Source organism: Campylobacter concisus (assembly GCF_003049085.1).
Classification (GTDB): domain Bacteria; phylum Campylobacterota; class Campylobacteria; order Campylobacterales; family Campylobacteraceae; genus Campylobacter_A; species Campylobacter_A concisus_H.
The window spans coordinates 124,843-151,656 of record NZ_PIQX01000004.1; the positions used below are offsets into that span (position 1 = coordinate 124,843).

The following is a 26,814-nucleotide window of genomic DNA, read 5'->3' on the forward strand; positions in this document are numbered from 1 at the left end:
CATCTTTTAAAACTTTTAAAATAAGCCCTAATCCAAGTAAAACCACAACAGCAATAAAAACTATTTCGGCTATATCAAGTGCACTCATTCTAACTCACACTGGCTTTACTATTATCTTCAAGTGAATGTGTTTTTAAATTTTTATCGCTGGAAATAGCTTTAAATTTTGCACTTTCATTGCGTTGTTTTAATTGCCCACAAGCTGCACTTATATCAAGCCCTTTGCTCTGTCTGATCGTACAAGTAACGCCGTGATCTCTTAGATATTCTTGAAATTTTAGCATGCTGGTAAGCTCAGGCCGTCCAAATTCACTGCCCTCATGTGGGTTAAAATATATAAGATTTACCTTCGCTTTTATACCATGAAGTAGTTTTACCAACTTTTTAGCATCACTCACGCTATCGTTTAAATCCTTTATAACAAGGTATTCAAACATTACACGCTTTCGTATATCGATAGGAAATCCCCTAACAGCATCCATAACAGCCTCGATGTTATATGCCTTATTTATCGGCATTAGGCGGCTTCTAAGCTCATTAGTAACAGCATGAAGCGATATGGCCAATAACACGCCAAGATCCATCTCACCAAGCTTTTTTATCTGACTGCCAAGTCCGCTAGTTGAAACGGTTTGACGACGCGGCGATATGGCTAGACCCTCGTTAAGTGCTAAAATTTTGATCGCTTTACTAACGTTAGCAAGATTATCAAGTGGCTCACCCATACCCATATAAACGACATTTATGCGTCTTTCATAAGGTATCTTATTCTCTCTTTTTATCCATAAAATTTGCCCCACAATCTCGCCTGCAGTCAAATTTCTAACAAGCCCGCCCTTTGCTGTTAGACAAAAAGCACATCCCATTTTACAGCCAACCTGTGAGCTAACACAAACTGTATAACGAGCATGGCAACTGACCTTTCCATTCTCATCACTAATCTCCTCTTTCATCGGGAGTAAGACACTCTCTATCTTTAGCCCATCTTTTAGCTCAAAAAGATACTTGATCGAACCATCACTACTTTGCTCAAATTTTACACATTTTAAAGGATCGATATAAAATTTTTCAGCCAGATCTTGACGCATATCTTTAGGTAAATTTAGCATTTGGCTAAAATCGGTTGCATTTTTTTTATATATCCACTCGTAGATTTGTGTTGCTCTAAATGGTGGAGAAACTAACTCTTTTAGCTCATCAATACTAAGATCAAGCAAATTTATCACATATTTTCCTTTATATATTTTGTTAGAATTTTCTTGGCCTCTGCGTGATTTTTTATAAAATCAGCATGTGCATCTTTATTACAAAAATTTGTCGCTACGAAAATTCCATAAGCTGGAATTTTAAAAATTTGAGCTACTTTTAGAACGGAATAAAACTCCATATTTTCTAAAAAATAGCCTTTTTCAAATATCTTATGAGCCAAATTTTTATCTGTCGTTATGAAATTTGACGAATTTATTTTGATAGTTCCACGTGAAACGATAGAAGAAATTTCACACTCAATTGGTGAATAAGATCTATTTTCTACGCTAGAAATTTCAATATTTGCCCCAACCGAGCTTTCATAAATTTGTAAAATTTCACCATCTTTATAAAGACCTGCCGAGCCAACGAAAACTATTTTTTCTGGCATCTGATACAAATTTCGTTCAGGATTTTTTGACAAATTTTGGCTTAGATTTTGTAGCTCTGGATTTGATGAGTTTGCAAATTTAGCTTCAATCTTTGCAAGATAGTGCGGATCGATATTTTTTAAATTTATACCCTTTTCATCCGCTCCAATACATGCTCGTTTCTGCAAAAATTTTGTCAAACTTATTGCCATATCAACTAGCCCCACACCCATTGGCAAAGCAAAGTCAAAAATTTCGTTTTTTCCAGCAGAGACAATCAACATCAGAGCCTAACCTCAACGCCATTTGCCTTGAGATACTCTTTTAGCTTTTTTATCTCGATTTCGCCAAAGTGAAATATCGAAGCAGCTAAACACGCATCAGCCCCGGCTTCAAAAGCCTCTTTAAAGTGCTCCATCTCACCAGCTCCACCACTTGCGATAGTTGGTATAGAAAGCGTGCTAAATACCTTTGTTAGCTCAAGATTAAAGCCCTTTTTGACTCCGTCGTTGTCCATAGAGGTTAGCAATATCTCACCTGCTCCTCGCGACTCGACCTCTTTTGCCCAGGTAAAGGCATCTTTTTTGGTATCGATCCTGCCACCATTTATAAAAACGCTATAACCATTCTCGATCTTTTTAGCATCAATTGCTACGACAACACATTGCGAGCCAAATTTCTTAGCTGCCTCATCAATCAAATTTGGATCTTGTATGGCTGATGAATTTAAGCTTACTTTATCGCAGCCAGCATTTAAAAGGCGAGAGATATCATCGATCGTGCGTATACCTCCGCCAACTGTTAGTGGGATAAAAAGCTTACTTGCGACCTTTTTTACGACATCAACTATCGTATCACGCCCAAGATGAGAGGCAGTGATATCCAAAAAGCAAAGCTCATCAGCACCCTCATCATTGTATCTTTTAGCTATCTCAACAGGATCTCCAGCATCGACAAGCCCTACGAAATTTACACCTTTTACGACTCTGCCATCTTTTACATCAAGGCATGGGATTATACGTTTTGCAAAATGATTCAAATCTGTCCTTTATCTATTTTTCTAGCTGCTACCTCAAAATATGGCAAATTAGACCAATTTTCTCGGTTACCAACTATATAAATAACCTCTTTTGCTCTTGTTAGTGCTACATTTAGTAAATTTGGCGTACTAGCAGCCCATGCTCTAGCGCCTTTTGTGGCACCGCCAAGAACAAAGATAACAACATCAGCTTCTTTGCCTTGCATGGTGTGAATGGTACCAGCCCCTTTTAAATTTTTACAAACATCTTTAAAAGGTGTTATTATTTTAACGCTATCTTTTAGCTTGGCTAGCTTACCATCTAAAAGCTCTTTAACGATCATGCCTTCAGCTTTATTATAGTTACCTATCCATTCATCACTACTAACATCAATCCATTCTGTTTTGATATTAGGATCACTAAGTTTACTTTCACTACTTCTACTAAGTATCATCATATCATCATATGTTGTTTCGTTTGAAATTTTAAACATAGGGTTGGCACACCTTCTATGAACGATAAGTGGCGAACCAACCCAAATGGACTTACCCTCTCCTTTTATATATGTACCAATATTTTGTACTTTATCGGCTCGAAGTTGAACCGATGATTTTAGTAGATTAAACTCATCCTTTGCATCGCAGTAGCGTAAAATAGCATTATTTAAAGCTGGTGGTAATGTTACAACAGGCTCAAGTTGAAGTGGATCACCAACTACAATAGCCATGTTTGAACGAAGCAGTGCGCCTAATGCGTTAGTTAAATTTGCCTGCCCTGCTTCATCTATTAAAAGCAAGCCTATATCGCCATTTAGTAGCTCTTTAAAGGTATTATTAAAAGATGCGAAAGTAGAACTAACAACTGGCGTTAGTAAAAATAATCCTTTTATTATTTCACGTCTATCTTTAGCTTCAAGTCCGTTTTTCTCAGCCATTTTTTCATCATTAAATAAAACGCTAAGAGCTCGTAAATTTGTTCTAACAGCTTCTTTGCAAGCAAAAATAGTGGCTTTATGCAGATTAAGCGCTTCTTTAAAAAGCTTGATTCTTGCGTTAAAAAGCTTTGTCTTATGAAATTTCTCATCAAGGCCAAGCTCCATCATAAATGGCATGCTCTTTTGTATTTCTTCATTGCTCTGATTAAAACTACCATTTAAAAAGCCATCAAGTTCTTCACTTCTACCAATTAATTTTTGACGTCTAACAAAGTCATCATTAAGCTTATTAAGATGATCTATTTTAGCGTTAAGTTCTAAAATTTTATCTTCAAGCTGAGTTATTTGAGCTTTTAGTTCATTTAATTTCGCTTCATTCTTCTCTTTATTTTCACTATTTTGCTTGCTTGCTTTCAAATTTTGCTCAGCTATTTGGCGATTTATCTCACTAACTTTTTGCGCTTCATTGTTATATTTTTCAAAAGCTTGTGTCTTTAAAATTTGCTGGAAAATAAAAAATGATGGCTTTATAGGCGCACTCAGATACTCTTGTAAAATTTCATTTTGTCCAATAAGCTTTGTTAGCTCGTTAGCTTCAGCCACCTTTTGCTCTAGCTCATTTTTGCTCAAATCCAGTTCATCTATTAGTGGCCTTAAGAGCTCATCTATTTGCTTTGTTGAATTATAGTTATCAAGTCTTTTATCGATATTTATAAGCTCACTATTTATACTTTTTAGCTCCTCCTCTTTGATCCTGATCTCACTAAAAAATAGATTTACTTCGTGTAGGGCTTGATTAAATTTCTCCTTCGCCTCGTCAAAATCATCAATTCCTTCGCCAGTAGCCAAGTATTTGCCAAGCCCCATCAAAAAGCCATCTTGTTCTATAAATTCCTTAAATTCTTTTGAAATATCTTCAAACTGACTATGTGTTTTTTCGATCTTTACGCCATTAATTGCGTTAAAAACAAAATTTGACTTATTTTGCTTTGAGCCAAGAGGTATGCAAAAAAGCCCCCATGCAGGTTTTGAAATAAAAGATTTTTCGCCAAAATTTGTCTTTTCATCAGCCGAGAGAAGCCTTGTAGCTATAAATTTAAAATAATCAATCTCGCCTGCATAACTACCAATACTTTTTAACTGGCTAAGCTCTTTACTTAAAATTTCAACCGCACCGTTATTACAAGAGCTAACAACCATCTCATAGCCCTGAAGTTCTTTATTTAGAGTGAAATAAAGCACCTTATCGCTACTATCTCGAACTGGAGCAAAGATATCATGTCTACTCATTTGCACGAGTTTCATCGCTCTAAGCGTAACAACTTCAGCCATTACGTCTTTTAAAAGCGTTGTTTTACCAGTGCCTGGAGCGCCATTTACACTATAAATTCCACCATTTTTTGCTTTAAATTTTTTAATGATGTTATTAACGGCAATTTGCTGTGAAAAATTTAGAGCGAAGTCACTAGCAAAGGCCGATCTTGGATATTCTTCTGCTTTAAGAAAATCTCTAACAAGCCTTTTATTTTGCTCATCTCTTACATCAAGTCTTTCAAATTTATTCTCGCTGCCCTCGTCTAGAAATTGATCCGTTAGCTCGTGCGTCCTGCCTGACTCGTAAAATTTGATAAGCAAATTTATATCATCTATAAAAAAGCTATTTAAAAGGCTATCATTTTCTTTAAAATTTGGATTTATGATCTTTATTTCAAGCCTTAAGAAATCATTACAAAATGGTGTTTTAAGTGCACTTTTTAGCTCATCGTTTATAAGCTTTATATATTTGCCAAATTCCATTTTTTCTTTATAGATAGATAGCTTGTCTTTTATACGCTCGCACTCTTTGTTAAAGTCGCTTTGGCTTATCTCTTTTAGATGATCTAGGCGAGCCATTGCCCAAGGAGCTGTTGAGATAAAAAGATCATCAGACGAGTTTGGTATAAAAAACGGAGTTAAATCATCATCTAAATTTATATCTTTTAAAGCAAAATTTTGATCATCTTTACAAAATACCAAATCACCGACAAGCTTAAGCTTATAGCAAAACGCCTTATCAAAGCTCGTTTGCTCAGATCGTAGCTCATCTAAAATTTGCTCTTTTTCAAATTTTGAATTTGCTAGCTTTGAGATATAAATGGCAAGCAAGTCAGTCTCAAAAATGCCGCCATAAATTAAAATTTCTATACCATTTTTTAAAAGTGAGCTATCAAATGCTCTTAAAATTTGTAGAAATTTCTCATCGAAATTTGCGATGTCAAGATCTATTGATTTTTTAAATTTGGTATTTGTCTTTTTTGGCTCGTCTAAGGTTTTTGGCTCTAAATATTGTGATAATAAAAAGTATTTTAAGGTATTTGCTTTACTCAAATTTATGCCCTATTTCGTTATTATTTAGTGATTATAATCCATTTTATATATGATTAAACTAAACTTGTAATCATTGTATAAGTAATTTTTGGCTAATATCGCGGCTATGATAAAGGCAAAAAAGCACTTTGGACAGAATTTTTTACAAGACAAAGCGACACTAGATAAGATCACCCAAGCGATACCCAATGACGTAGAAAACGTCGTTGAGATTGGGCCTGGCTTAGGTGATTTGACATTTAGACTTTTGCAAATTTATAAGACAACCTGTTTTGAGATAGATTGTGAGCTGTTTCAAATTTTAAAAGTCAAATTTGCAAATGAGATCCAAAATGGACAATTAAAACTTTTTTGTAAAGATGCATTAGAACAGTGGCAGCAAGAGGGCGGACTAAGTAGTGAGAACTACTTTTTAGTCGCAAATTTACCCTATTACGTTGCTACGAAAATGATACTAAATGCGATAGATGACGAAAAATGCCTTGGGCTTATCGTGATGATACAAAAAGAGGTTGCTCTTAAATTTAGTGCAAAGAGCAAGGATAAAGAATTTAGCTCTTTATCGATCCTCGCTTCACTTCAAGGCAGGTGTGAACTCTTGTTTGACGTGGATGCAAAGCTTTTTAACCCGCCTCCAAAGGTCACATCTTCAGTCATCAAACTACAAAAAATAAAAAAGATTTTTGGCAAAGACGGGATTTTCAAAGATGCAAAACAATACGAGGCTTTTAAAGTATTTTTAAGAGCTGCGTTTGCTTCGCCAAGAAAGATGCTTTTGAAAAATTTATCTACAAATTTCGAGAAAAATGCGTTAGAAGAAATTTTTGAAAGCCTAGGCTTAGCTCAAAATTTACGTCCACACGAGCTAGATGTCGATTCTTATCTAAAAGTATTTGAAAGATTAAAGGAAGATAATGAACGACAAAAACGAAGAGAAAGTTGTAACTAACCAAAGCAAAAACAACAAAAGACGAAGATTTAGACCAAAAAATAAGCCAAAACAAGAGGGCGAAACTACCGAGCAAACTTCACTAGCAAACAAAAGTGTGATAGATAACTTCTTTGCAGCAGAGCAAGCTGAGAATGAAACGCACGCCGAGCCAAAGAGCCAAAATTCTCGCCCAAAAAAGCCAAGAAATAATAAAAATCAAAACAAAAACGGTGAAAATAATAAGCCAAAAGAGCAAAAACAAGAACCACAAGAAACAAAAACCAAAACGCAAGAACAAAAAGAAAAGCCTAAAAAAGCTAAAAAGCCAAAGAAAAATTTACCTGCAAAACTAAACGGTAATGAGCAGTGGCAGCAAGATATCGCAAGTGCAATGGTGGCAAATAAGGCTGTTCACGAGCTTCGTCTGGAGCCGATGAAGTATCTAAACTCAAGCGAGCATAAAATTCGCATAACTCCACTTGGCGGTCTTGGTGAGATCGGCGGCAACATGACCGTCTTTGAAACTGAAACCAGCGCTATCATCGTTGATATCGGTATGAGCTTTCCTAGCGAGAGTATGCACGGCGTGGATATACTAATCCCTGACTTTGACTATGTTAGAAAAATAAAAGATAAGATAAAAGGCGTCATCATCACTCACGCACATGAGGATCACATCGGCGCAGTGCCCTACTTTTACAAAGAGTTTAAATTCCCGATTTACGCTACACCTTTGCCACTTGGTATGATAAACAATAAATTTGAAGAGCACGGCTTAAAGCAAGAGCGCTCACTTTTCCGCTCTGTCGAAAAAAGAAAGCCATATCTAATAGGCGACTTTGAGGTTGAGTGGATACACATAACTCACTCTATCATCGATGCTTCAGCACTTGCTATCACGACAAAGGCGGGCACCATCATCCATACGGGTGACTTTAAGATCGACCATACGCCGATCGACGGCTATCCAACTGACCTTGGCAGACTCGCATACTACGGCGAAAGAGGTGTATTATGTCTAATGAGCGATAGCACGAACAGCTACAGAGAAGGCTTTACTAAAAGCGAAAGCAGCGTGGGCAAAACCTTTGATGCGATATTCTCAAAGGCCAAAGGCCGCGTCATTATGAGCACATTTAGTTCAAACATACACCGCGTCTATCAAGCGATCGAGTGGGGGCTAAAATACAACCGCAAAGTCTGTGTCATCGGTAGATCAATGGAGAGAAATTTGTATACTGCAATGGAGCTTGGCTATATCAAGCTTGATAAGAAAATTTTTATCGACGCAAACGAGGTTGGCAAATTTAAAGATAACGAAGTGCTGATCGTTACCACAGGCTCTCAGGGTGAGACTATGAGCGCGCTCTACCGAATGGCTACCGACGAGCACAAATACATCAAAATAAAGCCAACCGATCAGATCATCATCAGCTCAAAAGCGATCCCAGGCAATGAAAGCAGTATCTCGACTGTATTAAATTTCCTAATAAAATCAGGTGCAAGCGTCGCTTATCAAGACTTTAGCGAGATCCACGTCAGCGGTCACGCGGCACAAGAAGAGCAAAAGCTGATGCTACGTCTTATAAAACCAAAATTTTTCTTACCGGTGCATGGCGAGTATAATCACATCGCAAAACACAAAGAGACAGCTATAAGCTGCGGCGTAGACGAGAGAAACATCTATCTAATGAGCGATGGCGATCAAATGGAGATCTGTCAAAAATACTTAAAACGTGTAAAAACGGTAAAAACCGGCAAAGTCTTCATAGACAATCAAATAAATAAACAAATCTCAGACGATGTCGTCATCGATAGACAAAACCTTGCTGAAGCAGGTGTCGTCATGATAATCGCTCAAATTTCACGTCATGGCGCAAAGCTTATAAACAAGCCTCGCGTCATTAGCTACGGCCTTGTGGGCAATAAACAAGATGCGGAGTTTAGCAAAGAGATGCAAGAAATTTTGACACAGTTTTTAAGCAACGTCAAAGAGGAACTTTTAAAAGATGGCAGACTGCTCGAGTCACAAGTGCGTCAAGTGATCAGAAAGCACATCTTTAGAAAAGTCAAAAAATACCCGACTATCGTGCCTATCATCTATCTAATGTAAGGGAAATTTATGCAGACAATGAACCAAATCGCAGCAGAAGTTTTAGAGATAGAAGCAAACGAGCTTTTAAGGCATGCTAAAAATTTAGCCATAGAAAATGCTGTAAATTTGATATATAACACAAAGGGCAAGGTCATAGTCACGGGCGTAGGCAAGAGCGGTCATGTGGGCGCAAAGATCGCTGCTACACTTGCGAGCACTGGCACCCCAAGCTTTTTCTTACATCCAACAGAGGCTATGCACGGCGACCTTGGCATGATAGAAAAGGACGATGTTTTGTTAGCCATTAGTTTTAGTGGCGAGAGCGATGAGCTTATCAAAATTTTGCCTCATGTAAAGCGTTTTGGTGTGAAAATCGTCGCCATGGCAAGGAGTAAAACAAGCTCGCTTGGTAAATTTAGCGACGCATTTATTAGCATTGACGTAGAGAAAGAGGCCTGCCCATTAAACGCTGCTCCAACAGCATCAACTACGCTAACGTTAGCTCTTGGCGATGTGTTAGCTGTTTGTTTGATGCAAAAACGAGGCTTTAAAAAAGAGGACTTTGCAAATTTTCATCCAGGTGGTAGCCTTGGCAAGAGGCTATTTTTAAAGGTCAAAGATGTGATGAGAAGCGAAAATTTACCGATAGTTCGCTGGAATGCAACCCTAAAAAGCGCAATCGATACGATGACGCATGGCAAACTTGGCACGGTTCTCATAGTTGATAAAAATGGTATTTTGGACGCTATTTTGAGCGATGGCGATCTTAGGCGTGCGCTTATGAGGGAAGACTTTGACCTAGACGAGCCAGCGATGAAATTTGCAACACTGCATCCAAAAGAGATAGATAACAAAGAGATGTTAGCCGTAGATGCGTTAGCTTTGATAGAAAAGTATAAAATTCAGCTTCTAGCTGTCGTAGAAAATGGTGTGCCTGTGGGTGTTTTACATATCCACGACCTTGCAAATTTAGGACTATAAAAATGGAAAAAACAAGACTTAATAAATTTATCTCACATAACACAAACTACTCACGCCGTGAGGCAGATGAGCTGATAAAAGCTGGCAAGGTTAGTATAGCGGGGCGTGTGGTTAGCGACCTTGCCACAAGCGTGGATGAAGATGATAAAGTTCGTATAAATGGCCGTTTGATAAAGCTAAAAAAAGAATTTACCGTTATCGTTTATCACAAACAAAAGGGCGAGCTAGTTAGCAAGAAAGATGATCGCGGACGAAAAACGATCTATGACACGCTAGACAAGAAATTTGCCAAATTTGTTAGCGTAGGGCGCCTAGACTACGCAAGCGAGGGGCTACTTTTACTAACTGATGCGCCTGCGATCGCCACAGCGCTCATGAATAGCGATATAGAAAGAGAGTACTATCTAAAAGTAAAAGGCGAAGTAACGAAAGAGGTTGTTGAGGCCATGACAAATGGCTTTTTTGCCAAGGACGCTACCAAAGGTGCTCACGCAAAAACCACTATAAAATCAATGGAATTTAAGCCATTTCTAGCCTATAAAGTCTTTGGCTCAAGTGGTGGCTACACAAAACTAAAGGTCATTATCAATGAGGGACAAAACAGAGAGCTTCGCCGCTTCTTTGGCTACTTTGACCTTGAAGTGATGGATCTAAAACGTGTTAGTTTTGGGCGTGTTAGCCTTGATATGCTAAAGCCTGGCAAATGGCGCTACTTTGAAAACAGCGAATACGAAGACCTAAGAGATTTTTTAAAGGTTAATAACATTAGATACTAAATTTGGCTTGTTCCTATAATAAAAGAAGACAAGCTAAACCAAAACAACAATAAATTTACAAAAATGGAGAAAAAAGAAAAAGGCTGTTCTTTTATCTGTGATATTGCTAACCACTGGCTTTTGCGAGGATCTTTTTGAGCTTAGACTTGAAGCACAATAAAGGTGACTTATGATAAAGCAACTAAGCAATAGCAAAATGCTTATGATAGTTGAAATATTGATTGTTGCTTTAATTTAGGAGTTATATATGAAAATAAACAAGGATTAAGACAAAATATCGTACCGAAAAAGAATATTTTGGTAAGGCTTGCGAATTAGGGCTTCAACCATGGTGTGACGTTTATAAAAAGTTAAACAAAAAAAGGCCTTTAATACTAAAAATAATCCAACAGGGTTCTAGCAAATTTAGAGCTACATAAATTTATATCTTATTTTCTGAAAGTAGGATGTTTATGTATGGATTTAGCAACGTTTCGCCGCGTGCTGCGTAAAGCAAGACCTCTTTAAAGTAGTTGTCATTTATGCCGTAAGTGTGAAACTCATACGCCCCTATGCCATATCCCATCGGCGTGATATCGACCCTCGAGTACCAGGCATCTTGCGCTAGGATGTAGCGGTTTGTATCTCTTGAATAGACATATAACTTGATCTTATCTTTGCTCTTTTGCGCCATATACCAGATGAAAGAATTTGTGATGTCGTTAAAGAAGTAGATGTCGCCATTTGGCATGATGGCTTGGGCTGTGTCGTTGTTATCAGCGATAAGCGTCCTACTCTCATAACATATAAATTTATTTGGCGTAAGTTGCTCGATCGGCTCAGATTTGCCATTATTTAAAACTAAAATTTTATCGTCGCTTATATCAGCATTATAGGCAAGTACAGCTAGAACTAGAGCTAACAAACACAAAGAAAAAATTTGCTTTATCAAAATAAAAATCCTCTTAGCAAATAATATTTTAGGACATAAAGCGAGCATATCAGCACGCAAACACCTAGCCAGATCGATGAAAATTTGAGCTTGTGTGAGTAGTTTGTCTTTGTGATCATCTCAACAAGATATGGCATAAGGCCGTAAAATACACCGAGAAACAAACTGCCCCAGATGAGGTAGCCAACATAAAAATAATCACCTTTTAGCATGCAGTATGGGCATTTGTGGTTTGGCTGCTCGTAAACATAAAGGCCAAAAAAGTAGGTGATGGCGTAGTAGCTAAGCACTAAAAATAACAAATTTGCCACAAAGCTCGCCATACTTTGCTTTAAAAAATTTAGCACCAAAATGACAAAAAATAGCACGAAAAATACGCTCACTAAACCAAAATTTGTATAGCCAAATGGTAGCTTTGGAGCTTGAAAAGTAACAGAACAGCAAAAGACTGGCACCTTTAGTGGGATATTGTAAAAAAACGAAATTTCTATACCAAGCTCGAGCAATATCATCACAAAAAGGCAGATAAAAATGGCGTATTTTTTCTTTAGATAAGGGAAATTTAGAGCCTGCAAGTCAAGCTTATTTATAACCAGCCAAATGCCAAGCCCAAAGATCAGCAAAATTTTAGTGAGCATCAATATACCACCAAATTTATTTGAGCCAATCACGCCAGCTGAGCACATGGCACCAGGCACAATATCAGAGAGTTCATTTAGGCAAAGTGCAAAAAATATAAACAATACGATCTTGATACAGATGCAAAAAAGTAAGATCGTATTTACAAGATAGTTTTGTTTTTCAAGAGAGTATTGAAGCGATGTTAGTGCGTTGTAGTCCCACGACCTTACGATCCTAACGACATAAAAGAGCGAAATACTCATCAAAACTAACAGTACAAACTCCGCTAATAAAAAGGCAATAACGGCGTTTGATAAAAAAACACTCATACTATCTCTCCGTTTTGCAAGCTAACAATCCTATCTGTTGCACTTAACTCATCAAAAATGCTATCGTGAGTAGCGACAATGACACTCTTTTTTAGAGCTTTAAAAGACTCTAGTAAGCCCAAAAATGCACGTGCATTTTGTCTGTCTAAATTTGCCGTTGGCTCATCAGCCAAGATGATGTTAGCATCCATTGATAAAGCCCTAGCTACCGCACATCTTTGACGCTCGCCACCACTTAAATTTGATACGTTCTCATCTTTTTTATGAGCGATATTTGCGAGACTTAGAGCCTTTTTTATCATCTCATCTCGCACATTTGCCTTGAAATTTGTTAGAGCAAATGGAGCTAGTAAATTTTCATAGACACTTAGTCCCTCGATGAGGTTAAAATTTTGAAAAACTAATCCAAGCCTTTTATGTCTAAGCTCAGAGCAAAAGGCATCAGGCAGCTTTGCAATGTTAGTGCCATCTATTAAAATTTCTCCACTAGTTGGCTTTTGAAGTAGGGCGATAAGCGAAAGCAAGGTGCTTTTGCCGCTTCCACTAATGCCTTTTAGTATCACTAGCTCGCCGTTATTAATATCTAAATTTATATTTTTTAAAGCGCAAAACTCATTTTGTTTGTTTTGGTTATAAACTAGGCTAACACCTCTTATATTTATCATTTTAGTCCCTCATTTATGTCACTACTTGCTACTCTCCATGAAGGTATAAGTACAAACGCCAAAAATGGTATGACGCCAAAGACAAAGATCAAAAAGAGCTTATCAAACTCTAAAATAGGCGTGAAATTTGTAAAATTTAAAAGCTCATCACCTAAAAATATCCCTTTTAAAAGTGGAGCGTTTAATACAAAAACAAAGAGATAAGCCAGCATAACACCGAGTAAAAAAGCACTAACACTCACGATGAAATTTTGTATAAATTTTAAAAATATAATATCTTTTATACAAAAACCAATGCTTCTTAAAATAGCTATTTCACGCTTTTTACTACCATAGGCAAGTGAAATTTGGTTTTTAAGCAAGACAAAGAATATAAGCATAACGCTAACGTAAATGCTCATAAAAATTCCACCCTTATAATAGTAAAGGTGCCTAACCTTAGCCACCTCATCTTCTATACTAAGAGCGAAAGAATTTGGATATAAATTCTCTATCTTTAAAGCTACTTCACTGATCTCATCTGTGTTTGGTACCTCAACGTAGAGCTTTGTATACTCTTCATCTTTTAAATTTAAGATAGCCCTTAGCGTATTTGGATGCAAAAATATAGCGTTATTTGAGATTAAGCCACTTTGTGCCGGCATGGTCTTTAATATCTTTACTGGTATCATGCGCTCTTCAGTTAGAAAATTAAAGCTCTCATCGTAGTAAAGCTCATTCATCGCTGCCTTTACACCTTCTCCGACGATCATCTCATCCTCTCTTAAGCTATCATCTTCATATAGATGGAACCAAATACGCTTTTGAACGAAGTAGTACTCTCCATCAACTACGCCCCTTACATCACTTACGCCATCGATCTTCGAGATATCATAGATATAGCCAGGGTGCATGAGATCGCCTTTGCCAGCACGAAATGCGCTCACTACGATACTTGATCTATCTTTTACTAAATTTATAAGATCATGTTGGATCGATCCAGAGATGAAAAGTACCGAGCTTAGCACAAAGATAATGAGTGCAAAGAGGCAAAAGCTAAAAAGGTGATCCTTCCTATCTTTAAAAAGCAGAACCACAGCATAGTTTATAAAATTTTTACCTATCATATACAAAGCCTTTTTGCCCCTTTTGGTTAAAACTAAAAGCAGCATTTGCTCTTGTTATCTTAGAAATTTCTCTTAGCTCATCTTGCTTTGCTTTATGATCAAAGCTAAGATAGTGTGCCGCTAAAAGCGTATAAGAAAGTCCAAAAAATAACGCCAAAAAAACTAGAAATTTCACATTATTTACCGATAAAATTCTTTATCTCGTCAAATCTTATGACACCTTTGCCGGCATGATCTTTTAAAAAGCTCTCTGCCTTTGCTTCGTCTTTAAATGGGATAAACTCATCACCCATTGGTCCGTAAACGTTTGAGCCATGAACGTAAAACGCATCTTTTGCATCAAGCTTTTCTAGCGTGTAATAGTCACTCACATAAGCATCTTTCATTTTGCCATCCGCAAAGTAAAATTGTGCCATATCCTTTACACCATCAAAATAATAATCTTTGCCATCTGCTTTGATGAGTGTCGCCCATGGAGAATTTTTGACAAGCATGCCACATACCGCACATCTTGCACCTTTTGGTACGACTATTCTCTCAGATTTTTTTATTTCTTGTTTAGCTTTTGAGGCTTGGTTGCTAGTACCTAAATTTGCCGGAGCATCCCATAGATAAAGAGCAGCGGCTTGCAAGTGCTTGTCGTACTCTGGAGCTTTGTTAGCCTCTTTTGCGTCGCATACTTGTTTAAGATGAGCTTTTAGCTCAGAGATAGCTTTAAAGCTTTTTGGATCAGTTTTGTCGCAGTTTGCTTCATAAAATTCTTTACCATGTGCATAAACGCCGTCCTCGCGCTTAGCTTTTATCATTTTATTATCACCCTCGAAATCCTGTCCAGCGATCTCGTAAGCTTTAGCAAAATTCATTATCTCACCGCCATTTTCTGCTTGAAATTCTTTTGCATCAGCCTCGGTTGAGAAAGCGTATTTGCTATTTCTAGTCATTGTGCCTTTAACACTACTGCCAACGACATAAAAGGCTTTATTTACATCGATCAAATTTAAATTTTTAGTATCAACGACTTGTGCCTCGCTTGGGATCTTGCCTTCTGTTAGCTCGTATAAGCAGTGAAGTGATGCTACTTGCTTGCCGTTATATACGTGATTGGTCTTATAAAATTTAACCAAATTCATTCCACAAACAGCACAATACTCCTTGCCCTCGCCGCTTCCTACTAGCGTAGCCTTGCTAGGATCCACGCTTTGAAACATCGGTTTCATTTTGACGGCTTGTTCATTTGCCGAGGCACTAAAAAGTAGGGTCGCTAGCAGTGCTGAACCCAAGATAGAACGTAAAATCATATTATCTCCTTTAGTATTTTTTATTTTTATATTTATAAGCTTTAAATGCCACTGAGCTAACTTTATCAAGCATCAATACTTTCCTAAAATTTCTAAATTCTCACACGCTTCTTTTAAGCCATTTTTGCAGCTTCTGGTAAAAATTTCACATGCTTTTTCTAAATCTTCTTTCACACCTTTGCCCTCTGCTAGCATGATAGCGTAGTTGTTGCAGCCCTTTTCATATCCATATATGCACGCTTGCTCGTAAAGTTTTGTAGCTTTTGTGAGGTTTTGATCAACGCCTTGTGCATATACATATAAAAAGCCAAGGTTGTCACACCCTATGCCAGCTTCGTTTGCGCAAGCCATTTCGTAGTTTACTTTGGCTTTTGCATAGTCTTTCTCGACACCTTCACCTTGCGCGTACAAATAGCCAAGATTACTACATCCTATGCCATCCCCTGCCTTGCAAGCCTTTTCGTAAAGCTCTTTTGCCTTTTTAAGATCCTTTGTCACGCCGGTGCCATTCGCATAAAGCAAGCCAAGCTCTGTGCAACCCTCGTTGTCTTTGCAGGCTTTTTCATAAAATTTCACTGCTTTTTCTAGGTCTTTCTCCACGCCTTTACCTTTTTCATAGGCGTAGCCAAGATTACTGCAAGCCATAGAGAAGTTTTGATCACAAGCCTTTTCATAAAGCATCGCCGCCTTTGCTTCGTCCTTTTTGACATTACCATCACCTCTGCTGTAAAGTACAGCTAGATTGTAGCAGCCTGATGCCTTTTTCTCTTTATCGCAAGCATCTTCATAAATTTTTGCTAGCTTGTTGTGATCATCTTTTGCGCTTAAAGCCTCTTTGATATAGCCAGCGTTTAATAGTCCCAAACAAGCAAACAATAAAACCAAACTCTTTTTCATCATATCTCCTAAATCTCTTTTATATCCTTACCTCTATAAGCAAAGGCGATTAGTAAAGCCAAGAGCATTAAAATCAAATAAAGTAAATTTGAAACGCTAAATCCATCGCCATTTGCATATGAGTGAAGTCCACTTAGATAGAAATTTACACCAAAATAGGTAAAAATAACTGAACCAAAAGAGAGCACACTAGCTACTAAAAAGGTAAAAATATTTTTTAATCTTGGGATAAATCTTAAATGAAGTGCAATAGCATAAATAATTATCGTTATGTACGACCAGCTCTCTTTGCTGTCCCAGCCCCAGTATCTGCCCCAGCTCTCGTTTGCCCAGACGCCACCAAGAAAATTTCCAATAGTTAGCAAGCTAAGTCCTATGATGAGGCTTAGCTCATCAGTAGCGGCAAGGTATCTTATCTGCTCGCTGAGCTTTTGCTCGTTTTTTTTGTTTTTTATAGCCATTAAAAGAAGCCCAAGAAGCCCAAGCACAAAACTAAAGCCCAAAAAGCCGTAGCTTGCCGTGATGACACTTACATGCACACTAAGCCAAAATGACTTTAAAACTGGGACTAGATTTGTTATTTGTGGATTTATAAAATTTAGATGAGCGACAAGCAAGCTCACACTTGCAAAAAGTGAAGCAGCTCCAAGAGCAAAGCTTTGATGTTTAAAAAATAAAACTCCAGCTAATACACTTGCAAGCGAGATATAGACTAAGCTCTCATAAGCATCGCTCCAAGGTGCATGCCCTGAGATATAAGCACGAAGAGCTAAATTTAACAAATGCACCGCAAAGCCAAAATAAAACGCAAGGCTTAATGCACCCTCAAATCTAAATTTCTTTCCAGAAAATAGCCTATAAAAGCCAAGAGCAAGCGAAACTAGCCCAAGAATCATGTAAAAATATATAAGAAATTTAAAAATTTCCATTTGGTTATAAAGCACTTCAAGCTCCACCTTTGCCTCGCTTGGTGCAAGAGAGCCTAGAGTGCTTCTTTGATAGCTTGAAATTTTCTCCAAGCTCCTATCAGCCTCTTTGCACTCGCCACTTTTTACGCAAAGGCTTAAATTTTCTATATAAGCGCCTAAGACGCTTTTAAGCTCGCTTGAAATTTCACTTGAGCCAAAGGCTTCATTTACGCCTAGCCACGTTAATTTATCGCCATTTTTAGCTGGGATAAATTTTAAAATTTCTCCCTTTAGTGCAAGATATAAGACATTTAGTCTCTCATCAAATTTGATCACGTCATTATCAAATTTATCTCTTTTTGAGGCGGATTTTTCATTTGCAGCTTCTACAAATTTAGCCAGCTTATACTCACCATTTTCGTTAAAGACGTCGTTAAAACTAGCAAATTTCTCATTAACTCCCAAAAGCTCGCCCACACGCTCGCTTGTGATCTTTACTATCCTTTTGTCCATCCACTCTTTTGGCGAGATGGCAAAAGAGAGCATTAGCTCCTCGCTACTAAGACCAAATAGCGTGGTTTTGGTTGAAATTTTACTTATCACAGCTCTTGAGTAAGAGCCAGCAGGAGAGATTCTGCTGTCAGCTTGAGTCAAAATTTTGGCAAATTTGCTTGCATGAGCGTCTAAATTTTTATTATTTTCATTAGCAAAATTTGGAGTAGCATTTAAAAGCAAAATAGCCAAAAATACGATTTGCGAACCTTTTATAAAATTTAGTAGCCTAAAAAAACGGCTCTTTTTACTAAATAAATTTGCCACAAAGCCAAGACAAAGCAAAAAATATCCTATGTAAGTTGGGATTTTGCCAGGATCACGGCTGATCTCAAAAGCGCTTCCAAGCTCATCAGGATCGTATGAAGACTGAAAAATTTTATAGCCATCAATCGTTAGTGGATTATTTAGCGAGATGTCGTACTTACTGCAAGCGATACTTACTTTACTTGTATAAGATGATGGACTATTTAGCCCCGCATATCGCTCTAAAATAAACTCATCAAGCTTTAATGAAAATGGTAAATTTAAAGCCTTTGAGCTAAAGTAAAATTTCACCTCTTGCCCACCAAAACTTAGCACACTAGGCTCCAGCTCATATCCAGCTCCGCCTTTTAGCTTAACGCTCTTTTTTTCGCCGTTAAAGCTTATCTCTAAACTAAGCGTAGCAGGAGCGTTTTTCTCATCTTTTTTATATCCAAGCAAGTTAATTATAAATTCCTTGCCGTCTATAAAATTTTTAAACTCAAAGTCGTTTTTACCAAATAAGCTTAATTTTAATGGATAACTAAAATTTTCTCCAAGCATTTCGACTCTAAGATAAGGCTTAACGCTTTGCATTACATTTGAGCTTTGCAGAGCTCTAAGATGCATAACACCCTCTTCGCCAAAATACCTTGTAAGCGCAGCCCCGATGAAGATAACAATAAAAGCAAGATGTATCAAAAATGCGCCAAATTTTTTATACATCTTGATTTTTACGATACTAATGGCTAAACAAATAGTGCAAGCAAACATAACACACTCGTACCAAAGCGCTTCATAGACAAGTACTCTGGCCGTTTGTGTGTCATAAAAATTTTCTAAAAAAGTCGCAAGCCCTGCACCAAAAGCAAGAATAAATAATAATATCAAAGACAAGCGGTAGATATTTAAAATTCTCATCGCTCGCCTCTACCTTAAATGCTATAAGTTTGTCCCGCATAAAGTATAAACACCCTAAGCAGTAAAACACCAATAACAGCCGCTAATGAACTGATATAAAAGCTAAATTTTAGACTAGCTACTTTTTTGCCAAATGCAAAATTTAAAACAAAAGGCACAATGAAGCCAACTAGCACAACGCCAAGCCAAAAGAAATTTGCCCAAACGCCACTATAAAAAGCAACAGCTGCATTTTGCTGATAACTTGAACCAAGTAAAAGCGATACAAAAAGCATTAAAATGAGTAAAATTTCAGCTCCCAAAACGCTAAATTCTACGCTATGAAGCGAATGAAGGTCGCTTGAATGTGGATCTTCTTTAAATAAAGCTGCTGCAACCAAGCTACTACCACTTATGCCAGCACTTAGTCCTGAAGCTATAAATAAAGCTGGAAGCACAGCTGTGTTTAAGAGCGGGAATCTAATCAAAACTGAGATCAAAAATCCAGTATAAGCACAAATTATTACAGCAAAAATAAGACAAATACGACTTAAAAATGGATAAAGCGGTATTAAAATTTTCATTATTAGTGCAAAAAGAGCGCTAAAGGATTTTAAACTTTTGGCTAAGAAATTTGAAATCTCATCATTAAATGCATAAAGGCACATCAAAAAGCTAAGCGGTATAAATACACAAAGTCCAGCAACACCGATAGACATAACTGATGTGAAATTATAATTAATCAAAATTTTCCAAAACAAAAGTGGCTTTTCAAGATCAGCTATCAAGCAAACCATACCAAGCATGATGCTAACAAATGCTAAAAGCGAAGCAGCCTTAAAAAATGGGCTAAAGCTCTCTTGCTTTTTATAGTGTTTTAAAAGTATAGCAGCGATTAGCGCTCCACCACTCATACCAGCTAGCAAAAGATAAACAGCGATCGGCCAGCCCCACTCTACTCCATGCGAAAATGTTGCAGTAAAATTTAATGCACCATCCATCTTACACCCCCATTTTTACTTTAGGAATATATCTAAGGCTTGGTTTTGTGCCAAGCTCTGCTCTTAGCCTTATGCTATCTTTTACGGCTAGTAGCTTACTGATGTGCGAATCTTCATCGTTAAGATCACCAAAGACGATCGCCTCGTATCTACAAGCTTCTACACAAGCTGGCTCTTTTTCGTCCTTTAAATTTGTATCTACGCAAAAGTTACAGCTTTGAGCTGAGTGCGTAACCTTATCGATATATCTCACATCATATGGACAGGCTACGATGCAGTATTTACAGGCGATGCAGTCATCTATATTTGTAGTCTGTATGCCTGTTTTTGGATCCTTGTGACAGGCGTTTGTTGGGCAAACAGCTACACAAGGCGCATCGACACACTGCTGACAAGATACTCTTACAAATCTTTTATCGAGTAAATTTTTAGGATTAGTCTTATCTTCTATAAAAAGTCTCATCTGTCCTTTTGGGACTATATTTACTTCTCTGCAGGCTATCTCGCAATCCGTGCAACCAACGCATTTATTTTGGTCAAATATCATACCAAAGTGTGGTTTTTTTACACTTTCTTCACTCTTAAAAGCAAAACCACTACTTGCCGCACCAGCACCAGCAGCCACAACTACCATGCTTTTTAAAAAGGCTCTTCTATTTTTTTGATTTTGCATTTTTAACTCCATTTTATATCTTAATGAGGCTTTTTGATGCCCTCATTTAGTTCTTTTTCGTGAATTTTCTTTGCAGCCTCGGCTAACTCACCTGGCTTTAAGACCTTAACAAGCTCTATCTCAAAAACGATAGTCTCGCCTCCAGGTATGCCCTCCATGCCGCTATCGCCGTACGCAAGTTCTGGCGGGATAACAAATTTAAACTTATCGCCCTCTTTCATGAGCATTAAGCCCTCTTCAAGACCTGGGATCAAATTTAGCATAGAAAGATGGGCTGGAGCCTCTTTTGTCTCATCAAAGACCTTACCATCGATAAAGCTAGCTTTGTAGTTTGCTATGATGATACTCTCTTGTTTTGGAGTCGCTCCCTTTTTGCTTGATTTTAAAATTTCATATTGCAATTTTGATTTTGTTGTTTTTACATTTTTATTTTTTGCATTTTTTTCCATATAGGCTTTGCCTTGGGCTAAATTCTCTTTTAGCTTGGCAGCCTCTTTTTCTTTTACTATCTTATCTAAGCTTTCAGCCCTTTTGTTTAGTAGCTTTGCTATCTCATCATCACTTAGTTTTAGCTCGCTCTTTAGCGCGTCGCTAAAGCCTTTTATCACTGCATCAGCATCGTAGCTAATGCCTATTTGTTTTTGTTCAAGTAACCCTTTTAAAACATATCCACCACTTGTTGCTCCCATAGCATAAGACTCATTTGAATCTACATTTGCAAGCAAACCAGAAGCACTTAAGCTAAGAAGTAGTGTAAATTTTAAAACCTTATTTTTCATATCAAACCCTTAAGATTAAAGGGGCTAAAACTAGCCCCTAAATGCTATAAATTTTTATTCAAAATTCTTTGAGCTTCTTTTATATACTCTTTTGATGCATCGAGTTTTTGTTTAGTAAATTTAAATCCGTGCATACCCCACGAACCATCTTTTTCAACCATATCGATGATCTCTTGAGCATTTTGGATAAGCTCATAAACTCTTACTTTATCACTTGCGTCAAGTTTTTTGGTCTCAAGTAGTGAGTAAAGTCCTTCAATACCAATCTTAACTTCAGAGAATTCATTCTTAACTGGAGTTTGCCATCCCATAACTTCATCATAAACTTGTTTTTGGTTTTTGAAGTGAAGTGTTGGTTTTAGCTCAGATAATACTGGGCTATGGCAGCCTTTGGTATCTTTCATATCTTTATCAGCCCAAGATGTTCTAGCGCAAGCCCACATCAAGTCAACGTAGTTATGGCCATTTTTATCTCTCTCAAAGTGCCAATCTTTAGCATCTCTTGGACCTTTGGCAGCATCGCCTGGTACTAGAGATTTCTCTTTTGGATCAACCATGATCTTCCAGATGTGAGATCTTCTTTGAGTATCAAAGCCAGCGTTGTCTTGGAACTGAACAGCGTAGAAATTCTCACAACTCATCATAAATGGCATGTGGCAAGATGCACAAGTGTTATCTTTGTGTGTATCTGCTTTAGATGCGATATATGCTTGAGTCTCGTGGCAATCTTTACACTCTTTTTTGAGTTTTGGTTTAGTGTAGAATGCACTTAAATAACCTTGTTCTGAGTTATAGTTCATGCCTTTTACGTTTTTATCGCCTACAACTAGGCCTGTATTGTCGTGTGGATCGTGGCAAGTTACACATCTCATACCTTTGTCGTAGTGAGCTGTAAAGTATGATTGTGAACCTTCAGAACCGCATCCTGGTCCCATTGATTTAAATTTAGAGCTTAATGATAGATCAAGCTTGCCGTTGTTTAGAGGATTGGCACGCATTAAGTCTGGACTAAAATTAAATCTTTGGTGGCAGCGTTCGCAGTTTGATGTTCTAAAATTTGTAGCTCCATCAAGGTGACCGCCAGCTCCGTGGCACTCCTCACAGCTTACACCTTTTGAGATAGTGTGTTTTTGAAGCTCTTTAGCATTACCAAGTGCTGCATAAAATTCTGCTTTTGATTTAAAGTCGAATTTAACTGGGTGACAAACTTCACAATATGATGAGTTCGCTTGGAAAAACATTGATTTTTTATGTTTTGCAGCGTATGAAGCTAGACCTCTAACATATCCGCCATTATCGCCATACTCTTCAAGAGTGCCAGGAAATTCTGGGACAAGCTCTTTTATCTTTTTAACAGTTGCGTCGTCTAAATTTAACGCCCATGTTCTTTGCCATTGGTTACCACCAGCTACGATCTGGCCTGTACCATCTCTTAGTAAACCACCCTCAACGTAGTAAGTACCACGAAGTAACCATGCATCTACGTAGCCCATTTTTGTTCTTAAGTGACCAACAGTTGCGTAGATAACATCCGGAGTGATACCTTTTGGAAGGATAGAAGCTGTATCTTTGTCAAATACTGGCTCAGTTAGGTTGTTGTTAACCTCTGGGTGCTCGCCAGGGAAACGCATAGTAGTTGCGTGGCGAGATCTGCTCCACACTTCATACTGAGCCGGGTGACACTCACCGCACTTTTCTGGTCCTACAAATTTATTAGGAAACTGAAGTGATGAAGTGGCTGGAATTCTATACATCATAGAACTATAGCCCTTACCGCCATCTCTTTTACTAAGCTTTGACATATCAAAGCCATGTCCCTCGGCAAGCCACTCTAAGCCACGGTCGTGAACGACCATTTTACCGACGGTTTTACCACCATACTTTGTAAAAATAGGGTGGTTTTTAAATAACCAGTTATACATCTCTTGCTCTTCTACAACGTAGTCTTGCAAGGAGATAACACCTCTACTTTGCAGTGTGCCTTTAGGATTTGCGATAACATCACGTGCTTTATCGGACATCTGCATATTATGCTCTTCGCAACAGGCTTGTGAAGCGAAGATGCTAACACCCATGAGCAAACCAGCTAAGGCTTTTTGTAGATTTCTCATGTGCCCTCCTTTAAATTTTTATCCTAAAATCAAAATGATTTCATACTGATAATACTAACACCAAAAAAGGGTAGAAAAGGGGGAATTTTAATAAATTATAAATTTTCGAAACTAATTGTAAATGTAATACTATTTTCATCTACGTTTCTAGCAAAGATTAGGGCGTTATTTTTGCTAGCGATTAGCCGACTCATATATAGGCCAAGCCCGCTGCCAGACTCTTTTGTGCTAAAGTGTGGCTCAAAGATAACCTTTAAAAACGAAGCCTTTATCGCTCCTGCATTATTTTGAACGCATAAATTTTTACGATTATCTTTTATAAAAGTATAAATTTTTATTACTCTTGGCTTTACATAGCTTTGTTTAAATGCATCTTTTGCATTATTTATAATATTTATTAAAATTTGGATTATTTCATTAAAATTCGCAAAAATCGTAAAATTTTCTCTTATATCGATCTCTATTTCGATTTGATATTTCTTAAGTGAGGCGTTTAGAATTTTTATAGTCTGATTTACCACTTCCTCTACGCTAAACTCCCTTTTTAAAGTATTTGGTTTAAAAAAGTTTTTAAAATCATCAACCGTTTCAGACATAAAATTTATCTGCTTGCTAGTCTCTTCTATAAACTCATAAATTTTTGCTTCATCAAGCTTTTTTCGCTCCTGATAGAGTTCTAAATTTATTAAAGCTGAGCTAATTTGAGCTAAAGGCTGCTTCCACTGATGTGAGATATTGCCTATCATCTCGCCCATTGAGGCTAGGCGGCTTTGATGTATCATTAGCTGCTCAGTCTGTCTTTTACTCTCTTCTCCGCGCCTATGCATCTTATAAACAAGTAGTAAAAATATCCCAAATACAAAGGCTATCGCGCTCATTATGATGACAACCTCTTTTAAATGGTAAGAAAAAATGGCACGTAGTGGGATTTTAAAAGATAGCATTGCCATCATCTCACTTGCTTCAGAAATTTTTCCATTTGAAATTTCATAACGATCCAACATCTGTTTTGGAGCACTTTCACTATTGTGACAGGCTAAGCAAGATGTATTTTGACTTCTTATAGGAAGCCCTACAAAAAATTGTGAGCCATTTTCATCTTTTATAATCTTTGAAAACTCACTAAATTTATTCTCTTTGAAGCCTCTTAACACCTGCGCTTCAAATTCATTTGGCTCATGAGCTTTATTTAAAGGCGCCATGGCGACTAGTTTATAGTCAAAGTCAAGATTGTATTTTTTCTTTTGGATATTATAAATTTCACGGCTTATATATGAAGATGAGAGCAATCTCTCGTCAAAAAAATCCTCTTTTATAATGCCATCATGCTTTAGCTGCTCTATTAGCGGACGCTGAACGCCTGCTATGTATTCTCTTACAGAATTTATACTCTCAAGCACATAATACGCCTCTTTTTTGGCATCTTTCATTGCAAGATTATTATAAAAATTTAAAACAAGTGCGGATATTAAGAGATAAACAAAGATAAAAACACTAACGATTAGCTGAAATTTATATTTCACAAAGATAACCTACACCGTATAAATTTTTAATCACATCTTTGCCAAGCTTCCTTCTAAGCTCTTTTACGATCGTCTTTATCGCCTCTTTGCTTGGCTGCTCATACTCCCAAATATAATCAAAAATTTGTTCATAAGTTATAGTTTGATTTTTGTTGTTTAAAAAATACTCTAAAAGCCTACTTTCACTCTTACTTAGATGAGAAATTTCACCATTTATATAAAGTACTTTTTTGCCAAAATCGTATTCTAATTCATCATTTAGCCTAAGAGTCGGCTTACGTCCAACAAGCTCTAAAGCAACGTCTTCTAGGGCTTTTATAAATGATTTTTTATCATATGGCTTTGCAAGATATCTTGTGATCTTTAGCTCAACTGCTCTCCACAAATACTCTTGCTCGATGTGGCTTGATAAGATCACGATAGGAATTTTTTGATTTATAGTTCTTACTTTTTTAGCGATCTCTAGACCATCGATATTTGGCACGCTTATATCAAGCACCAAAACATCATAAGCATCGCTCATCGCTAGCTCAAGTGCATCATAGCCATCTGTTACGCCATTTACTTCGGCAAAAAATAGCTCCAAAGAAGCACAAATATTTTTTAAAATCGCCTCTTCATCTTCAAGGCAAAGGACCTTTTTGTTTGATAAAACGTCTAAAATATCATATTCTTGCATAGCTTCATCTCGCTTTTTGAGCAGATATTATCACTTGGTAGCTTAAAAAATAAGATTATCTAAAAAATAATTCATACCAATATAAAAGACAGATTACTTTTAAAAACTAAACTATAAATTTTTGTTGAAGTGATTTGAAGTCTTGATTAAAATTTTTCTATGAGTACTATTTTGGATTTTCTAAAAATTTTAGCTATCGATCAATTTAAAAAAGAAAGATAGCTATATTTATGGTATTAAATTTTAGTTGCCTCTGCTTCCAGGTTTGATCGCTTTGCTTCCATTTTTACAAAGTGGGCAATTCTCAGGCTCATAAATTTCAAACTCAAAATTTCCTAAAGCAAAAAACGGCTTATCGCTTGGCAGTTTTGCATTTGGCTTAGCTTCATTGTCTAAATTTGTAACCTTACAAAAGCCACGATTCGCAAGTGCTGCAAAGCCAACTACCTCGCCGCCAAGGCTCTCTATCACGTGTGCTGCTTCAAGTGCCGAGCCGCCAGTCGTGATAATGTCCTCACAAACGATAAATTTCTCGCCTTTTTTCACCTCAAAACCACGTCTAAGACTCATTATCTTTTCAACTCGCTCTGTAAATATAAATCGCTTCTTTGCTGCGCGAGCTAGCTCATACCCAGCTAAAATTCCTCCAAGTGCAGGCGAGCAAACGCTATCAAATTTAATGCCAAATTTCTCTATCACACGGGCAAGCTCATCAGCTAGCTTTCCAGCCAAAGCTGGATCTTCAAGCACCTTTGCACTTTGGAGATAAAACTGCGAGTGATTGCCACTGCTTAGTAAAAAATGCCCCTCTAAATACGCCCCAGCCTCTTTATAAATTTTCTCTAAATCCATCGTTTTTTCCTTTTAAAATTTACT

Annotated in this window: 23 protein-coding genes; 4 read left to right on the top strand and 19 right to left on the bottom strand. The window is 37.3% G+C overall.

Going from position 1 to position 26,814, the window contains the following annotated elements:
- Positions 1–89: 89 nt before the first annotated feature.
- The 4 genes from rlmN to CVT13_RS06135 are packed head-to-tail and all read right to left on the bottom strand — an operon-like array spanning position 90 to position 5,939.
- Positions 90–1,226 carry a 23S rRNA (adenine(2503)-C(2))-methyltransferase RlmN gene (gene rlmN / locus CVT13_RS06120; RefSeq protein ID WP_107811952.1) on the bottom strand — a complete coding sequence of 379 codons (1,137 nt, stop codon included), beginning with the start codon at positions 1,224–1,226 and terminating at the stop codon, positions 90–92.
- Positions 1,223–1,903, bottom strand: a complete 681-nt coding sequence (locus CVT13_RS06125) for a purine-nucleoside phosphorylase (protein WP_107811953.1) — start codon at positions 1,901–1,903, stop codon at positions 1,223–1,225. The genes rlmN and CVT13_RS06125 overlap by 4 nt, the downstream gene beginning before the upstream one ends.
- Entirely contained in the window at positions 1,903–2,658 is a 756-nt protein-coding gene (gene hisF, locus CVT13_RS06130) for an imidazole glycerol phosphate synthase subunit HisF (protein ID WP_107811954.1), read from the bottom strand. The genes CVT13_RS06125 and hisF overlap by 1 nt, the downstream gene beginning before the upstream one ends.
- Positions 2,655–5,939 carry an AAA domain-containing protein gene (locus tag CVT13_RS06135; RefSeq protein WP_107811955.1) on the bottom strand — a complete coding sequence of 1,095 codons (3,285 nt, stop codon included), beginning with the start codon at positions 5,937–5,939 and terminating at the stop codon, positions 2,655–2,657. Before CVT13_RS06135 ends, hisF begins: the two co-directional genes overlap by 4 nt.
- A 106-nt stretch (positions 5,940–6,045) precedes the next feature.
- Here CVT13_RS06135 and rsmA point away from each other — a divergent pair, with 106 nt between their 5' ends.
- From rsmA to CVT13_RS06155, 4 genes are read left to right on the top strand one after another with little or no spacing between them, the layout of a single operon-like run.
- Positions 6,046–6,888 (top strand): 16S rRNA (adenine(1518)-N(6)/adenine(1519)-N(6))-dimethyltransferase RsmA, encoded by an 843-nt coding sequence (rsmA, locus tag CVT13_RS06140; protein ID WP_107812023.1) that lies wholly within the window; start codon positions 6,046–6,048, stop codon positions 6,886–6,888.
- Positions 6,854–8,983 carry a ribonuclease J gene (locus CVT13_RS06145; RefSeq protein ID WP_199907279.1) on the top strand — a complete coding sequence of 710 codons (2,130 nt, stop codon included), beginning with the start codon at positions 6,854–6,856 and terminating at the stop codon, positions 8,981–8,983. Before rsmA ends, CVT13_RS06145 begins: the two co-directional genes overlap by 35 nt.
- Before the next feature lie 9 nt (positions 8,984–8,992).
- Positions 8,993–9,946, top strand: coding sequence for a KpsF/GutQ family sugar-phosphate isomerase (locus CVT13_RS06150; RefSeq protein ID WP_107811956.1), 954 nt, complete (start codon positions 8,993–8,995; stop codon positions 9,944–9,946).
- A gap of 2 nt (positions 9,947–9,948) precedes the next feature.
- Positions 9,949–10,722 carry a pseudouridine synthase gene (locus tag CVT13_RS06155; RefSeq protein ID WP_107811957.1) on the top strand — a complete coding sequence of 258 codons (774 nt, stop codon included), beginning with the start codon at positions 9,949–9,951 and terminating at the stop codon, positions 10,720–10,722.
- 421 nt (positions 10,723–11,143) lie between these two features.
- On the opposite strand, the gene CVT13_RS06165 is transcribed toward CVT13_RS06155, so the two are convergent.
- The 15 genes from CVT13_RS06165 to pyrE all read right to left on the bottom strand — a co-directional run bounded on the left by CVT13_RS06165 (position 11,144) and on the right by pyrE (position 26,790).
- Positions 11,144–11,653 (bottom strand): hypothetical protein, encoded by a 510-nt coding sequence (locus CVT13_RS06165; RefSeq protein ID WP_021090284.1) that lies wholly within the window; start codon positions 11,651–11,653, stop codon positions 11,144–11,146.
- Positions 11,650–12,603 (bottom strand): hypothetical protein, encoded by a 954-nt coding sequence (locus CVT13_RS06170; protein WP_107811958.1) that lies wholly within the window; start codon positions 12,601–12,603, stop codon positions 11,650–11,652. The genes CVT13_RS06165 and CVT13_RS06170 overlap by 4 nt, the downstream gene beginning before the upstream one ends.
- A complete protein-coding gene (locus CVT13_RS06175; RefSeq protein WP_107811959.1) occupies positions 12,600–13,268 on the bottom strand; it encodes an ABC transporter ATP-binding protein in 669 nt (222 codons plus the stop codon). Before CVT13_RS06175 ends, CVT13_RS06170 begins: the two co-directional genes overlap by 4 nt.
- A complete protein-coding gene (locus CVT13_RS06180; protein ID WP_107811960.1) occupies positions 13,265–14,374 on the bottom strand; it encodes an ABC transporter permease in 1,110 nt (369 codons plus the stop codon). Before CVT13_RS06180 ends, CVT13_RS06175 begins: the two co-directional genes overlap by 4 nt.
- Positions 14,364–14,549 (bottom strand): hypothetical protein, encoded by a 186-nt coding sequence (locus CVT13_RS06185; protein ID WP_054197437.1) that lies wholly within the window; start codon positions 14,547–14,549, stop codon positions 14,364–14,366. Before CVT13_RS06185 ends, CVT13_RS06180 begins: the two co-directional genes overlap by 11 nt.
- Position 14,550: 1 nt before the next feature.
- Positions 14,551–15,672 carry a nitrous oxide reductase accessory protein NosL gene (locus tag CVT13_RS06190; RefSeq protein ID WP_107812024.1) on the bottom strand — a complete coding sequence of 374 codons (1,122 nt, stop codon included), beginning with the start codon at positions 15,670–15,672 and terminating at the stop codon, positions 14,551–14,553.
- Positions 15,673–15,744: 72 nt separating this feature from the next.
- On the bottom strand, positions 15,745–16,569 hold the full coding sequence (locus CVT13_RS06195; RefSeq protein ID WP_107811961.1) for an SEL1-like repeat protein: 825 nt from the start codon (positions 16,567–16,569) through the stop codon (positions 15,745–15,747).
- A gap of 8 nt (positions 16,570–16,577) precedes the next feature.
- A complete protein-coding gene (gene ccsA, locus CVT13_RS06200) occupies positions 16,578–19,193 on the bottom strand; it encodes a cytochrome c biogenesis protein (RefSeq protein WP_107811962.1) in 2,616 nt (871 codons plus the stop codon).
- A 14-nt stretch (positions 19,194–19,207) separates the two neighbouring features.
- Entirely contained in the window at positions 19,208–20,173 is a 966-nt protein-coding gene (gene nrfD, locus CVT13_RS06205; protein WP_084109952.1) for an NrfD/PsrC family molybdoenzyme membrane anchor subunit, read from the bottom strand.
- A gap of 1 nt (position 20,174) precedes the next feature.
- Positions 20,175–20,846, bottom strand: a complete 672-nt coding sequence (locus CVT13_RS06210; RefSeq protein WP_199907280.1) for a 4Fe-4S dicluster domain-containing protein — start codon at positions 20,844–20,846, stop codon at positions 20,175–20,177.
- A gap of 20 nt (positions 20,847–20,866) precedes the next feature.
- Positions 20,867–21,625 (bottom strand): FKBP-type peptidyl-prolyl cis-trans isomerase, encoded by a 759-nt coding sequence (locus CVT13_RS06215; protein ID WP_107811964.1) that lies wholly within the window; start codon positions 21,623–21,625, stop codon positions 20,867–20,869.
- Between the two features lie 44 nt (positions 21,626–21,669).
- A complete protein-coding gene (locus CVT13_RS06220; protein ID WP_107811965.1) occupies positions 21,670–23,736 on the bottom strand; it encodes a cytochrome C in 2,067 nt (688 codons plus the stop codon).
- A 95-nt stretch (positions 23,737–23,831) separates the two neighbouring features.
- A complete protein-coding gene (locus CVT13_RS06225; protein WP_107811966.1) occupies positions 23,832–25,259 on the bottom strand; it encodes a DUF3365 domain-containing protein in 1,428 nt (475 codons plus the stop codon).
- Positions 25,249–25,938: a response regulator transcription factor gene (locus CVT13_RS06230; RefSeq protein WP_054197345.1), complete on the bottom strand. Its 690-nt coding sequence runs from the start codon at positions 25,936–25,938 to the stop codon at positions 25,249–25,251. The genes CVT13_RS06225 and CVT13_RS06230 overlap by 11 nt, the downstream gene beginning before the upstream one ends.
- A gap of 243 nt (positions 25,939–26,181) precedes the next feature.
- Positions 26,182–26,790, bottom strand: a complete 609-nt coding sequence (pyrE, locus tag CVT13_RS06235) for an orotate phosphoribosyltransferase (RefSeq protein ID WP_107811967.1) — start codon at positions 26,788–26,790, stop codon at positions 26,182–26,184.
- Positions 26,791–26,814: the final 24 nt, after the last annotated feature.